This is a genomic window from Chitinophaga sp. 05T412 (assembly GCF_056396465.1).
The window spans coordinates 706,929-721,060 of record NZ_JBFTLN010000002.1; the positions used below are offsets into that span (position 1 = coordinate 706,929).

At 46.2% G+C, this 14,132-nt stretch carries 14 protein-coding genes; 6 read left to right on the plus strand and 8 right to left on the minus strand.

Going from position 1 to position 14,132, the window contains the following annotated elements; translation table 11 throughout:
• Positions 1–32: 32 nt before the first annotated feature.
• On the minus strand, positions 33–1,781 hold the full coding sequence (locus AC1DFM_RS06565) for an ABC transporter ATP-binding protein (RefSeq protein ID WP_477075898.1): 1,749 nt from the start codon (positions 1,779–1,781) through the stop codon (positions 33–35).
• Between the two features lie 20 nt (positions 1,782–1,801).
• Positions 1,802–2,572, minus strand: coding sequence for an AMP nucleosidase (locus AC1DFM_RS06570; protein ID WP_477075899.1), 771 nt, complete (start codon positions 2,570–2,572; stop codon positions 1,802–1,804).
• A gap of 94 nt (positions 2,573–2,666) precedes the next feature.
• Here AC1DFM_RS06570 and AC1DFM_RS06575 point away from each other — a divergent pair, with 94 nt between their 5' ends.
• The gene (locus AC1DFM_RS06575; protein ID WP_477075900.1) at positions 2,667–3,110 is read left to right on the plus strand and encodes a type I restriction enzyme HsdR N-terminal domain-containing protein; all 444 of its coding nucleotides are present in this window, start codon (positions 2,667–2,669) and stop codon (positions 3,108–3,110) included.
• Between the two features lie 65 nt (positions 3,111–3,175).
• Here the strand turns inward: AC1DFM_RS06575 and AC1DFM_RS06580 are convergent, their stop codons facing one another.
• The 4 genes from AC1DFM_RS06580 to AC1DFM_RS06595 all read right to left on the minus strand — a co-directional run bounded on the left by AC1DFM_RS06580 (position 3,176) and on the right by AC1DFM_RS06595 (position 6,345).
• Positions 3,176–4,594 (minus strand): Glu/Leu/Phe/Val family dehydrogenase, encoded by a 1,419-nt coding sequence (locus AC1DFM_RS06580; RefSeq protein ID WP_477075901.1) that lies wholly within the window; start codon positions 4,592–4,594, stop codon positions 3,176–3,178.
• A 38-nt stretch (positions 4,595–4,632) separates the two neighbouring features.
• A complete protein-coding gene (locus AC1DFM_RS06585; RefSeq protein ID WP_477075902.1) occupies positions 4,633–4,872 on the minus strand; it encodes a CcmD family protein in 240 nt (79 codons plus the stop codon).
• On the minus strand, positions 4,869–5,531 hold the full coding sequence (gene ccsA, locus AC1DFM_RS06590) for a cytochrome c biogenesis protein CcsA (RefSeq protein WP_477075903.1): 663 nt from the start codon (positions 5,529–5,531) through the stop codon (positions 4,869–4,871). The genes AC1DFM_RS06585 and ccsA overlap by 4 nt, the downstream gene beginning before the upstream one ends.
• Positions 5,532–5,676: 145 nt before the next feature.
• On the minus strand, positions 5,677–6,345 hold the full coding sequence (locus AC1DFM_RS06595) for a heme exporter protein CcmB (protein ID WP_291918019.1): 669 nt from the start codon (positions 6,343–6,345) through the stop codon (positions 5,677–5,679).
• A gap of 167 nt (positions 6,346–6,512) precedes the next feature.
• Here AC1DFM_RS06595 and accC point away from each other — a divergent pair, with 167 nt between their 5' ends.
• Positions 6,513–8,003: an acetyl-CoA carboxylase biotin carboxylase subunit gene (gene accC / locus AC1DFM_RS06600; RefSeq protein WP_477075904.1), complete on the plus strand. Its 1,491-nt coding sequence runs from the start codon at positions 6,513–6,515 to the stop codon at positions 8,001–8,003.
• A gap of 76 nt (positions 8,004–8,079) precedes the next feature.
• Positions 8,080–8,559 (plus strand): GtrA family protein, encoded by a 480-nt coding sequence (locus AC1DFM_RS06605; protein ID WP_477075905.1) that lies wholly within the window; start codon positions 8,080–8,082, stop codon positions 8,557–8,559.
• A gap of 86 nt (positions 8,560–8,645) precedes the next feature.
• Here the strand turns inward: AC1DFM_RS06605 and AC1DFM_RS06610 are convergent, their stop codons facing one another.
• Entirely contained in the window at positions 8,646–9,215 is a 570-nt protein-coding gene (locus AC1DFM_RS06610; RefSeq protein ID WP_477075906.1) for a thymidine kinase, read from the minus strand.
• 90 nt (positions 9,216–9,305) lie between these two features.
• Between AC1DFM_RS06610 and AC1DFM_RS06615 the strand changes: the two genes are divergently transcribed.
• Positions 9,306–10,346: a hypothetical protein gene (locus AC1DFM_RS06615; RefSeq protein WP_477075907.1), complete on the plus strand. Its 1,041-nt coding sequence runs from the start codon at positions 9,306–9,308 to the stop codon at positions 10,344–10,346.
• Here the strand turns inward: AC1DFM_RS06615 and AC1DFM_RS06620 are convergent.
• A complete protein-coding gene (locus AC1DFM_RS06620) occupies positions 10,316–11,572 on the minus strand; it encodes a 3-deoxy-D-manno-octulosonic acid transferase (RefSeq protein WP_477075908.1) in 1,257 nt (418 codons plus the stop codon). The genes AC1DFM_RS06615 and AC1DFM_RS06620 overlap by 31 nt on opposite strands.
• Before the next feature lie 109 nt (positions 11,573–11,681).
• Between AC1DFM_RS06620 and AC1DFM_RS06625 the strand changes: the two genes are divergently transcribed.
• Positions 11,682–12,821: a DegT/DnrJ/EryC1/StrS family aminotransferase gene (locus AC1DFM_RS06625; protein WP_477075909.1), complete on the plus strand. Its 1,140-nt coding sequence runs from the start codon at positions 11,682–11,684 to the stop codon at positions 12,819–12,821.
• Positions 12,818–14,131, plus strand: a complete 1,314-nt coding sequence (locus tag AC1DFM_RS06630) for a UDP-glucose dehydrogenase family protein (RefSeq protein ID WP_477075910.1) — start codon at positions 12,818–12,820, stop codon at positions 14,129–14,131. The genes AC1DFM_RS06625 and AC1DFM_RS06630 overlap by 4 nt, the downstream gene beginning before the upstream one ends.
• Position 14,132: the final 1 nt, after the last annotated feature.

Here is a 14,132-nt window from a genome sequence, read left to right on the forward strand (position 1 = left end):
TATAGAAAGCGTATTAATCAGATAATTATATATTACATTCCTTTAGGAATAGCTGCAATCAGTTGTCGGGTATAAGGTTCCTGTGGGTAATTATAAACAGCATCTGCCGCCCCCATTTCTACTATTTTCCCCCGCTGCATCACCATCATCCGGTCGCTGATAAACCGTACCACCGACAAATCATGGGAAATAAAAATACAGGTGAAGCCCAGCTCCTCCCGTAAACGGATCAGCAAATTCAGCACCTGCGCCTGTATACTCACATCCAGCGCCGCCACCGACTCATCACAGATAATGAACGATGGCTCCACCGCCAATGCGCGCGCAATCACAATCCGCTGCCGCTGCCCACCTGAAAATTCGTGCGGATACCGGTGATAGTAATCGGCTGGCAGGTTTACCTTCTCCAGTAACGCTACTACTCTTTCCCGCTGACTACGTTCATTTCCATACAAACCATGCACCTGCATGGGCTCCAGAATAGCCGCTCCAATGGTTTGGCGCGGATTCAGCGAAGCATACGGGTCCTGGAAAATCAACTGCATATCCTTGCGCAATGCCCTCATTTCACCCGGTGATAAGCTGCCGATGTCTTGCCCTTTATAAATAATTTGTCCGGCCGTGGGGGGTATTAATCTTAACAAAGATCTTCCCAGGGTAGTTTTACCACAGCCGGATTCTCCTACCAGGCCAAGGGTTTCGCCCGTTTTTACTTCAAAGCTCACATCGTCTACGGCCTTTGCCCATTGCAGCACTTTGCCGGTAATGCTTTTCTTCACCGGGAACCAGGTTTTAAGTCCGGTTACCTGCAGCAATGGCGGAGCTGCCACCAGTTGTTGCTCCCGTTGTTGTAACATAGCCGGCGGAATCACCAGCGAATGTACCAGCTCCTGGATGGCGCCGGCTTTTTCGTATATCTGTCCCTGTGAGTCTGTTTCCATGAAGTCGCGGATCACCGGGAGTCGTACCAAACGCTTATCCAATGGGGGCCTGCAAGCCAGCAGCCCTTTGGTATAAGGGTGTTGCGGATGCTGAAACACGGCTTTCACTTCTCCCGTTTCTACAATATTTCCTTTATACATCACCACTACCCTGCTGGCAATTTCAGCCACCACGCCCAGATCGTGTGTAATGAAGATCACGCTCATATCCATTTGCTGTTGTAGCTCCCGGAGTAATTCCAGGATGGCCTTCTGCACGGTGACATCTAAGGCGGTGGTAGGTTCATCGGCTATCAGCAGGCGGGGATGGCAGGAAATAGCCATGGCAATCATGACCCGCTGCTTTTGACCACCGGACAATTCATGTGGATAACGATTCAGGATGCCGGCAGGATCAGGCAGTTTTACTTTTTCGAAGAGGGCAATTACCTGTTCCCGGGTAGCTGCGCGGGTGGGATGGTTATGCTGGCGAATGACTTCCGCTACCTGATCGCCGCAGGTATGTAGCGGATTAAGAGCCGTCATCGGCTCCTGAAATATCATGGCTATTTCATTGCCCCGGTAGCTGCGCATGTCTGCAGCGGGCAATTGTAGCAGATCTACTGCTACTTCATCTGTTGCCTGGTAAAGGATTTTTCCTCCGGAGATGACGCCGGGCATGTCTATCAGCCGCATGAGCGAGAGCGCCGTAACAGATTTACCCGAACCGGATTCTCCTACTACACCCACTATTTCTCCCTTACCAATGGAAAGGGAAATGTGATTAACGGCTGTTGTTGTGGTGGGGCCTGACCGGAAAGTAACGGCCAGGTCCTGTATCTCTACCCGCGTGGAAAGCATAGCGGGAAGATACAACAATTCTAAAAACGCAGGTGCTTCACGGTTTGGTGACTGTCGATCAGCTTCTGTAAAGAGTCGATCCCCACTTTCAGGTGACGTTCCACAAATTTAGTAGTCACTTTTTTGTCGCTTTCTTCCGTTTTCACGCCTTCTGGCACCATGGGCTGGTCAGATACGAGCAATAAAGCGCCGGTAGGAATTTTATTATAGAAACCCACAGAAAAAATAGTAGCGGTTTCCATGTCCACTGCCATGGCCCTGATCTTTTCGAGGTATTGCTTGAATTCGCCGTCATGCTCCCATACGCGGCGGTTAGTAGTATAGCAGGTGCCTGTCCAATAGTCGTAACCGGAGTCGCGGATGGTCGTGGAAATGGCCTTCTGCAGGGCGAATGCTGGCAGTGCAGGTACTTCCGGCGGGAAATAGTCGTTGCTGGTACCTTCTCCCCTGATGGCTGCGATAGGCAGTATCAGGTCGCCGATGTTGTTTTTCTTTTTCAATCCACCGCATTTTCCGAGGAATAATACCGCTTTGGGAGAGATGGCAGATAAAAGGTCCATCACGGTAGCAGCACCGGGACTTCCCATCCCGAAGTTAATGATGGTGATATCGCCTGCAGTAGCGCACTGCATGGGTTTACCGGCGCCAACGATTTCAACGTTGTTCCATTCGGCAAACATAGTTACATAGTTACTGAAATTGGTGAGGAGGATGTGTGACCCGAATTGGTCCAGTTTCTCACCCGTGTAGCGGGGCAGCCAATTAGCTACAATTTCTTCTTTTGTCTTCATAGCCTTTTGACACGCAAATATAAGGTTTTGTTCGCTAACGGCAATATTATCCTAATGTGACTATCTTCGCAACCGTATTAAAATCAATCGCACCTTGATCGCTATCAGCTTCCCACCACCAGATTTTAAGATTACCAGAGAAGGCGACAAAGAACTGATCTTTGACCGCTATCGTAAAAAATATGTGGTATTAACCCCGGAAGAATGGGTGCGGCAAAATTTTCTCAACTACCTGGTGCAGGTACTACAATACCCGGCTTCGCTGATAGGTATTGAAAAAGAAATTTTTTTGGGAGAGATGAAGAAGCGGTATGATATCGTGATCTACAATCGTGCGATGCAACCCTGGATGCTGGTAGAGTGCAAGGAAATGAATGTGCCGCTCACCGAGCAAACCATGCAACAGGTGATTCGCTACAATATGGTAATACCGGCTACTTTTCTGGTAATTACCAATGGTACTCATACCTTTTGCGGCAATTATATCGCCACGGAAAACAAGTGGCGGTTTCTGCATGCGTTGCCGGCATTTGAGTAACAAAGCACCCTCAAAAAAAACCTCCGCCAAAGGCGGAGGCTACAAAAATTATTGATCGCGTAGCATCAAGGGAAAATACCCAGTTGCTCGTAAGCAGCACCTACTTTATTGATAGCTACTACATAAGCAGCAGTACGCATATCATGAATCTGCGGATTTGCCATCATCACATCACGTACTTCGTGGAGTGCAGCGTGCATGGTTTCTTCCAAACCGGAATATACCAGATCCACTTCATCCGCACCGTGTCCGATGAATTTCCTTTCTTTCTCAGATACTTTTTTACCAGTCAGGTCTTCGATGGTTTGCAGGATATGAATGTTCATATTCTCATCAAAGCGTTTTCCTAAACGGCCATAACGCACGTGGCTCAGGTTTTTCAACCACTCGAAGTAAGAAACGGTTACACCACCGGCATTCAGGAACATATCCGGAACAACGATTACCCCTTTCTTATTCAGGATTTCATCTGCTTCCGGTGTTAACGGACCATTGGCAGCTTCCCCGATGATTTTTGCCTTTACATTAGGCGCGTTATGTTTATCAATTACATTTTCCAGGGCAGCTGGGATCAGGATTTCGCAATCCAGTTCCAGACCGTCTGTATTTTTATTCAGGTTGGTAGCACCGGCGAAGTTGATGATAGAACCGGTAGCTTTTTTGTGCATCAGCACTTCATCAGGATTCAGACCCTGTTCGTTGAAGATAGCACCATCCCACTCGATCAGACAGATAACTTTAGCACCTGCTTCGTGGAAGTATTTAGCAGCGTGGTAGCCCACGTTACCCATACCCTGTACAATCACACGTTTACCTTCAATACCAGTAGTCAGGCCCAAACGGTCCATATCTTCCTTGATATTGCACAGTTCACGTAAACCGTAGAAAACACCTAAACCAGTAGCTTCTGTACGACCACGTACACCACCCTGTGATACAGGTTTACCGGTAACGCAACCATAACCGTCAATTTCACCCGGACGTAAGCTCATGTAAGTATCCAGTATCCAGCTCATTTCTCTTTCACCGGTTCCATAGTCAGGAGCCGGAACGTCTGTACCGGGGCCGATAAAGTTTTTCTTTACCAGTTCAGCCGTATAACGACGGGTAATAGCTTCCAGCTGGAAGGGAGTATAGTTGCGGGGATTGATTTTCAAACCACCTTTAGCACCACCAAACGGCACATTCACAATGGCACATTTGTAGGTCATCAGGGATGCCAACGCCATTACTTCGTCCTGGTTTACTTCTTCGCTGAAGCGGATACCACCCTTACAAGGGAGCTTATGATGGGAATGTTGTACACGGTAAGCTTCAATTACCTGTACAGAATCGCCTATTCTCACCGGGAATTTAATCTGGTAAACGGCGTTGCAGGCTTTGATCTGCTCCAGGATACCTTTGTCCCATTTGGTGAACGCAGCTGCTTTGTCGAAGCTTCTTTCCACACTCTGGAAAAAGCTATAATGCTGATCTTGCGACATAAATTATTGTTTTGGTATAACGATTAGATTTTAAGCAATTATGGGTTATTTCTATCTCTTTCTTCCAGCTTACCGATCTTTCTATCCAATCTGATCAGAAACAATACAATTCCGGTAAAGATGATCACTAAAACGCCTACTATCACATATATCTTATCATTGCTGCGAAAGAATTCGTTGACAGGTCCTTTCTCTGTATTCTGCTGTTGTGCATTTGCCAGTACTGATATTAATAACAAGGCCAGGCTCAGGCAAAATGAAAACGCTTTGTTGATCATTTAAAAATATTTTTAAGCTGTAATTTCTTATAACGCACCACCAGTGTAAAGATCCACACACTCAGTAAAGTCCAGCCAATAAACGCCGGATACAACACCATTTTCATGGAACCATCTGTATCTTTAGAAGCAAAACCCGGTGTGGTAGCACTTCCCGGATGTAAGGAGTCCACCATGCGGGGAATGATATAGGTCAGTGGTATTAATAATGCAAATGCAAAAACATTGAAAACTGCGGATATGCGTGCCCGTTTGTCGAGGTCATGGATAGACATCCGCAATACCAGGTAAGCCATATAAATCAATATCGCAATGGCTGTACACATTTGCTTAGGATCATCTGTCAATGTACCCCCCCAGGTATAAGTAGCCCAAAGTGTACCGGTAGCAAAACCCAATACGCCAAAGAAAGTACCTACTCCAGCTGCGCTGGAAGCAATTACATCTTTCTTCAGATCATATTTTGACAGGTAAAGCAGGGAGTTGACAATCGAGATAGTGAACATGGTATACATACATATCCACATCGGTACGTGAAAGAACAATCCGCGGGATGATTGTCCATTGGTTCCTATTATAGGTATTTTAACAGTGAACCCGGCGATAATTACATATATAAGAAGCAGTATCGCTAATGCTTTCCACCAATGTCTGGCCATTTTTTAACAGCTATATTCGGGGGCAAACCTACAGGTTTTAAACCTAACCGCAAAGCTTTTCGGGGATTTTAAGTTTATCCAACAGCAGTAAATCCCTGTTAAATATCCTTTACATAAGTAGCGTTTTTATTTGATATTTCTAATATCAGTCTTTCCACAGAAACGGGAAAAGGATCATTGTCAGGGCAATTACGAGGATATCCATTCCCCCCAGCAACAGGAACATCTTAGGCAGCTCCGGTTGAAATACGGTCACAAAGGCCGACAAGGAAATATTAGCCAGCAACATCAGCACCGGCATAATCAACGGGAAGCCCATTACCGCCATGAGGGCAGCATTATGGTTAGCCTGAGCCGCTATAGCGGCCAGCATCGTAAACAACAGGGATAAACTAACCCCTCCCAGCAGCACCATTCCAATGAAATAAAAGGGGTTAATGATAGGATTCCCCAGAAACGCAATACTGCATACCAGTGCTATAAGGCTCATCAGGGTCATCAATATCACATTGTAAATCAGCTTGGCCGCAATAAACACCCGGGGATTGACTAATGAATAGAAGTACAACAAACGGCCCCTGCTTTCCTGCATGAAGCTTTTGGCCACTGCGTTTACCGCCACAAACAGCTGTATCACCCAGAAAAGGGCGTTCCACACCTTATCTTCCGGCCGTCCCATCATCAGGTTGATAACAAATACGGTAGAAACGATATAGAGTAATACCCCATAAAAAGCATACTGCTGGCGTAATTCCAGCTTAAGGTCCTTTTTTACGAGGGTAAATGTCTGGTGGATTGGGCTGTTTTGTTTCATGATCGCCGCAAAGATAACATAAAGCGGAAATCAGAAAACAAAAAGCTATCGAAGCGGATGAACAAAGGCAACATACTCGCTGGTCAACCGCTTCGATAGCTTTTTGCCTTCTGCTTTCCGCTTTATGCTCCTAAAGAACTATATTAGCCCCTCCATAAAAAGTAGCGATGAATAAAATTCTGGTTGCCAATCGGGGGGAAATAGCCTTACGCATTATGCGTTCTGCAAGGGAAATGGGGATTAAAACAGTAGCAGTGTACTCCGAAGCGGATCGTACCATGCCATTTGTACAATATGCGGATGAAGCGGTTTGTATAGGTCCTGCTCCATCCAATCAATCCTATCTGCTGGGTGAAAAAATCATTGCCGTGGCGAAAGAAAAAGGCGCTGATGGTATACATCCCGGCTATGGTTTCTTAAGTGAAAATGCCCGCTTTGCCCAACAGGTTACGGACGCCGGCATTACCTTTATAGGTCCCTCTGCTGCGTCCATTGAAGTAATGGGAAGTAAGCTGGCGGCCAAACAGGCGGCGCAGAAATTTGGCGTCCCCATGGTTCCCGGCACAGAAACCCCGTTGCGTAGCGTAGAAGAAGCAAGGGAAGTAGTGAAGAAAACAGGCTTCCCTATTCTCATCAAAGCCTCTGCCGGCGGTGGTGGTAAAGGAATGCGTGTGGTGAATGCTGCTGAAGAACTCGACGAACAGATCAGGATGGCGAAAAGCGAAGCCCTGAGTGCATTTGGCGACGATGCCGTATTTATAGAAAAATATGTGGGTTCCCCACGACATATAGAAATACAGATCCTGGGCGACCGCCACGGCCACTGTGTGTATTTGTTTGAAAGAGAGTGCTCTATACAGCGCCGTCATCAGAAGCTGATAGAAGAAGCCCCTTCTTCCTGCCTTACACCTGCTATCCGGGCTGCCATGGGACAATGTGCCGTAGATGTAGCCAAAGCCTGTAACTATTATGGCGCCGGCACTGTAGAATTTCTGGTAGATGAACAACTGAACTTCTACTTCCTGGAAATGAATACCCGCCTGCAAGTAGAACACCCGGTTACAGAGCTGATCACCGGGCTGGACCTCGTTAAAGAACAAATCAAAATAGCCAGAGGCGAGCAACTGTCCTTTACCCAGGATGACCTCAAAATCAATGGCCACGCCATAGAGTTACGCATTTGTGCAGAAGATCCTGCTAATAACTTCCTCCCTGACACTGGCCGGCTGGAAACGTATATCCGTCCACAGGGTTATGGCGTGCGGGTAGATGATGGTTATGAGCAGGGTATGGATATCCCTATCTACTATGATCCGATGATCGCCAAGCTCATTGCCTGGGGCAGTACCCGCGAAGAAGCGCGGCTTCGCCTGATGCGGGCCATTTCGGAGTACCAGGTAAAAGGCATCAAAACCACGCTGCCGTTCGGATATTGGGCGTTACAACAACCCGCATTTATTGAAGGAAACTTTGATACCAACTTTATCGGTAAGTATTTCACTCCGCAGGTGTTACAAACAGAATCCGCCGAAATAAATAAATTGGCGGCAATCCTGGCTGCATATGTGTGGCAGCAAAACAATATAAATTTACAACAGGCAGCTATCAGCAATACCCCGTCGGCTTCCGGATGGAAAAAAAGAAATATGTTAAGATAAGCTGCAACAGTTGTTAACTTTCGTTAAAGTATTTCCGAAAAACGGGAAAACGTATAACTTTGCGCCAATTTTTAATATGCTACGTAACATCATTATACAAATCCTGGAATTCTTCTACCAGCCTTTTTCAAAGGTAGTGCCCTGGCAAACCTTCCGCTACCTGGCCTGTGGTGGGGGTAATACCGCATTGGACATCTTCCTGTACTTTGTTTGTTACAATTTTGTCTTACACCAACAGATGGTACATCTGGTGTTTTTCAATATGAGTGCGCATATTGCCGCCCTGTTTATGTCGATGGCGGTTACTTTCCCTACCGGCTTCCTGTTAAGCAAATATGTGGTATTCTCAGACTCTAACCTGCGTGGACGGGTACAATTATTCCGTTATTTCGTACTGGTGGGCATTTGCATCGTACTGAACTATGTGCTGATGAAGCTGTTTGTGGATCAGTTACACTTCTTCCCTACCGTAGGAAAAATATGTACCACCGCTTTGGTAGTGATTTTCAGCTATCTTACCCAGAAGAAATTTACATTTAAAGTGCGGAAAGCATAAAGCATAAAGCTATTGAGGCGAATGATCAGCGCGAATATTCCGCTTTCATCATTCGCCTCAATAGCTTTATACTTTATTTTCTATGGCTAATGCTCTTCATAATAACAATGCCGGCATCTTGGCTCGTACAAATCTTTTTCCCCCAACAACAACGTTTCTTTGGAAGCAGACTTACGATAAGAATAGTTGGCAATATGCCCACACTTTACACAAATCGCATGGAGCTTGGTAATATAATCCGCTTTGGCCAACAGGAAAGGCATCTGCCCAAAGGGTTTGCCGGTAAAATCCATGTCCAGCCCGGCGATGATCACGCGAACACCACGTAATGCCAGCTGATCACATACATTGGGTAATTCGTCGTCGAAGAATTGTGCCTCATCAATGCCCACTACATCTACATCTTGCGCCAACAGCAATATTTGCTGGGAGTTTTCTATCGGAGTGGATACTATTTTGTTTTCATCATGAGAAGTAATGCTGCCTTCATCATAACGGGTATCTACAGCTGGTTTAAAGATCTCCACTTTCAAATTGGCGATACGCACCCGTTTTAGCCGGCGGATCAGTTCCTCGGTTTTTCCCGAAAACATAGAGCCGCAAATTACTTCAATCCAGCCCCTCCGTCCTCCTGCAAGAGAAGGTTCAATAAACATATTATACTAATTTGATTATTAATTAATTAAAATATTCTAATTTTATGAAAATAAAATAATTTCTATCATTCACCCGTTAACAATTAAGGCATGGAAAAGATTAATGCATTAATTGAAAAACTACAGGAATTAAAGAATTCCGGCGCGGACCTGTCCACATTGTCCTATTATGTACAATTGCTACAGGCGGAAGTGTTGCATGCACGTAACAAGCAACATCAACAACGGGTGCAGTCGACCCAGGGTAACATCGCCGTTATTATGCCGCAACAATCCACGGCAACAGACACCGTACACGTAACAACCGCGGCGCAAACTACAACATTACCACCAAATAAAACGCCTGAGCCATCAGTAGCTGAAAAGCCACTGCCCACTGCTCCAGAAATAGCTGCCAAAGCAGAAAGTCCGGTTATCGCCCCACCTGTTCCGGATAATACCCGGCAGGAGGCGGAAGATATCAATAGCCGCGCTGCCAGGCTCGATACAGCCAATACCATCAATAATATTATTCCTTCAGAAGACATTAACAGCCGTGCAGCAAAAGCACAAGATGCTCCCCCTCAGCCGGTAACCACGGAACCTGTTCCGCCTCCTGCCACCCCTGAGCCGGTAGCAGCTGCGGTACCACCCGCGGCCGACCTGGTACCTCCCAAACCAACACCGGTAGTCATTGCGCAACCTATTCCCACACTGGCTGCTTCACAGCCAGCTGCGGAAAAGCCTAAACCAGCCACGCTTTTCGATGATGTCCCCGCTACTAACGGGCACACGGATACGCCTAGCCCGGAATTGAAAAAAGACCTGAACGAACTGGCTGGCAATAATGGTCTGTCGTTAAATGACCGCTTGCGTCAACAGCAGGTAGAAGTAGCCCAGAAGCTGGGAGATATGCCTATACAGGATCTCCGGGCAGCCATTGGTATCAACGATAAATACCAGTTTATCCAGGAACTGTTCCGTGGAGACCGGGACCTCTATGAGCGCTCCATTAAAACCATCAACGAATGTGGTAACCTGCAGGAAGCAGATTACTGGATACAGCGTGAAATAAAAATTATACAGGGCTGGCAGGATGATCACCACCTGGTGCAACACTTCTATTCTCTGCTTAAGAAGCGGTTCTCCTGAATATAATGTATGATTTTTTGTGTAGCCCCTGTATTGGCGGCTACATAGGCTCCTGCTATGGCAGCTACTTCGTTATACTCCCGGAGATCTGTCAGGAGCCAATCCATATTGGAATGAAGCTGCTGATCATTGTTCACCACCAAAGCCCCTTTAGCCTTCACCAGTTCAACCGCCTCAAAATATTTGCTAAACTCCGGCCCAATAATCACGGGTTTGCTGTAGGCAGCCGGTTCCAGGATGTTATGAATACCATCTTTCCCAAAGCCTCCGCCCACATAGGCGATGCTGGCATAGCGGTATAAAGTCGTCAGCATGCCAATATTGTCGATAATCAGTACATTGGCCGTGGTCGGCTGTTGCAGGGTGGAATACCTCGCCGCATCGGGAAACAGTGCAAGGATGGCCTGTATATGTGTTTCATGAATTTCATGCGGGGCAATGACCAGCTTCACATCCGGTACTTCGTTTTCTTTCCACCACTCACTCAATACCTTTTCATCTTCCGGCCAGGTGCTTCCGGCTACCACTAACCTTTTCCCATCTGCAAAGGCGGTGATAGCGGGCAGGCTGGTTTGTTCCGATAAAAGGGCGGAAACCCGGTCGAAACGGGTATCTCCACTGATGCTGCTGTTATGCAGACCAATGCCTTGCAGTAGTTCCAGCGAGACATCATTTTGTACGAAGATATGGGTCAACTGCTGTAGCAAACCACGGAACATGCCACCATAGCCTTTAAAAAATACCTGGTCGGGACKGAAAATACCGGATACCAGTAAAGTGGGGATATTTCGTGTATACAAGGCCGTGAGGTAATGATACCAGAATTCATATTTTATAAAGATGGCCAACGCGGGCTGTGCAATATCCAGAAATTCCCGGGCATTGCGCCGGGTGTCCAGGGGGAGATAAAATACAAAATCGGCGCCTTTATAATCTTTCCGGACTTCGTAGCCGGAGGGTGAAAAAAAAGTCAGTAGTATTTTATACGAGGGCCAGGTGGCGCGAATGGCCTCCAGCACGGGTCTTCCCTGTTCAAATTCACCCAGGGAGGCTGCGTGTATCCATACCACCGGCTGGGCGCCTACACCAGCCTGACGCATACGGGTTGCCCAATCCTTCCGGCCCTGAAGCCAGTGTTGTGCTTTGGCTTTGCCGGCCATAGCTGCCAGCTGCACCCCTGCTTTATATAATTGAAGCCCTGCGTTATAAATTCCTTTTGCTATCATTCGCCTGCGTACTTTTACCTAATTTTCAACTAAATGCAAAGATAATCCCCAGCCATTCGCAAAATTTGTAAATTTGCACACTTTAAACAAAATAAAAATATACGATCATATGGTTCCTATTCAGATGGTGGACTTGAAACGCCAGTATACGAAGATTAAATCCCAGGTAGATGCTGCCATCGAGGAAGTATTGGAAAGTACCGCTTTTATTAATGGTGGTGCTGTACAACAATTTGCGGGGGCTTTACAATCGTACCTGGGCGCCAAGCATGTGATTCCCTGCGCCAACGGAACTGATGCGCTTCAAATTGCCATGATGGCACTCGGCCTGCAACCCGGCGATGAAGTAATCACTCCTTCTTTTACTTTTATTGCTACGGCAGAAGTGATTGCACTCTTACATCTGAAACCTGTTTTTGTGGACGTAGACCCCAAAACGTATTGCCTGGACATTGCGGCGGTAGAAAAAGCGATTACGCCTAAAACCAAGGCAATAGTGCCTGTGCACCTGTATGGTCATGTGGCAGATATGGAACCATTGATGGCGCTGGCGGCCAAACACAACCTGTTTGTGGTGGAAGACAACGCACAGGCGATTGGTGCGGATTATACATTTGCAGATGGCACTAAAAAGAAAGCGGGTACTATTGGTCATATTGGCTGTACTTCTTTCTTCCCTTCCAAAAACCTGGGCTGCTATGGTGATGGTGGCGCTATCTTTACCAACGACGATGCTATTGCCGCACAACTCCGTATGGTAGCCAATCACGGCCAGTCTGCCMGCTACTATCATGATGTAGTAGGTTGCAACTCCCGTTTGGATTCCGTACAGGCAGCGGTATTAAATATCAAATTGCCATTGCTGGATGAATACATCAATGCCCGTCGTGCTGTAGCTGATGCTTATGACGCTGCATTCGCTGATATACCACAAATTACAACGCCTTACCGCGCTCCCAACAGTTATCATGTATTTCATCAATATACGCTTCAATTAAACGGAGCAGACAGAAATGAATTGCAACAGTACCTGTCCTCCAAAGGGGTACCAGCAATGATTTACTATCCTGTTCCCGGTCACCGTCAAAAGATGTTCGAGCATTTCGGTGGCGCGTCCTTTAATCTCCCTGTAACAGATAACCTAACCACCAAGGTGATTTCCTTGCCAATACACACTGAAATGGATGCCGATCAACTGGAACACATTATCCAGTCCGTTAAATCATTTTTAAACAACACCCCCGCATGAAGATTACAGTAGTAGGAACCGGTTATGTAGGACTCGTAACCGGCACTTGTTTCGCAGAAACAGGAAATGACGTCACATGTGTAGACATTGATGCAAATAAGGTAAATAAACTTTCCGCTGGTCAAATTACTATCTATGAACCAGGGCTGGAAAAGTTATTTGAAAGAAACCTGAAAGAAGAACGTTTGTTTTTCACTACCAGTCTGGAAGAAGGTATTAAAGATGCAGAAGTAATTTTCCTTGCATTACCTACTCCTCCGGGAGCTGATGGTGCAGCAGACCTTTCCTTCGTACTCAATGTAGCTACCCACCTGGGTAAAATCATGACTGACTACAAAGTAATTGTAGACAAAAGCACGGTACCTGTAGGTACTGCTGAAAAAGTGATTGCTGCCATTTCACAGAATTGCCGTACACCGTTTGACGTAGTATCCAACCCCGAATTTTTACGGGAAGGAGTTGCGGTAGATGACTTTATGAAACCAGATAGAGTAGTCATCGGAACAAATTCTGAAAGAGCGCGTAAGGTAATGGGAGAACTGTATGCTCCTTTCGTAAGACAAGGAAATCCGATATTGTTCATGGATGAAAAATCTGCAGAACTCACCAAGTATGCAGCTAACTCTTTCCTGGCGACCAAAATTTCCTTCATKAATGAAATTGCGGTACTATGTGAAAAACTGGGTGCAGATGTTGACATGGTACGCAGAGGTATTGGTAGTGATGACCGTATTGGAAAACGCTTCCTGTTCCCTGGTATAGGATATGGTGGTAGCTGTTTTCCTAAAGATGTGCAGGCACTGGTGAAATCTTCCGAAGATGCGCAGTACGAGTTTAAAATACTGAATGCTGTAATGGATGTAAACGAGAAACAAAAACTCTTTTTATTACCTAAGATAAAGGCATTCTTTAACAACGACCTTACCGGAAAGCATTTTGCACTGTGGGGTCTTGCGTTTAAACCTAATACGGATGATATCCGCGAAGCGCCCGCTTTATATATCATTGACGCCCTACTGGCAGCAGGAGCTACTGTAAGCGTTTTTGATCCGGAAGCCATGAATAATGTAAAACAGATAATGGGAGATAAAATCACCTATGCAGAACATCAGTACACCTGCCTGGAAAATGCAGATGCCCTGATTATTGCTACTGAATGGAGCGTATTCAGAACACCGGACTTCCATAAAATTTCCGCCAGCTTAAAGCACCACGCTATCTTTGATGGTAGAAATCTTTTTGAAGTAACGCGTATGAAAGAATTAGGCTATCATTACGAAAGTGTTGGACGTATGCCTGTTACTCTTTAAT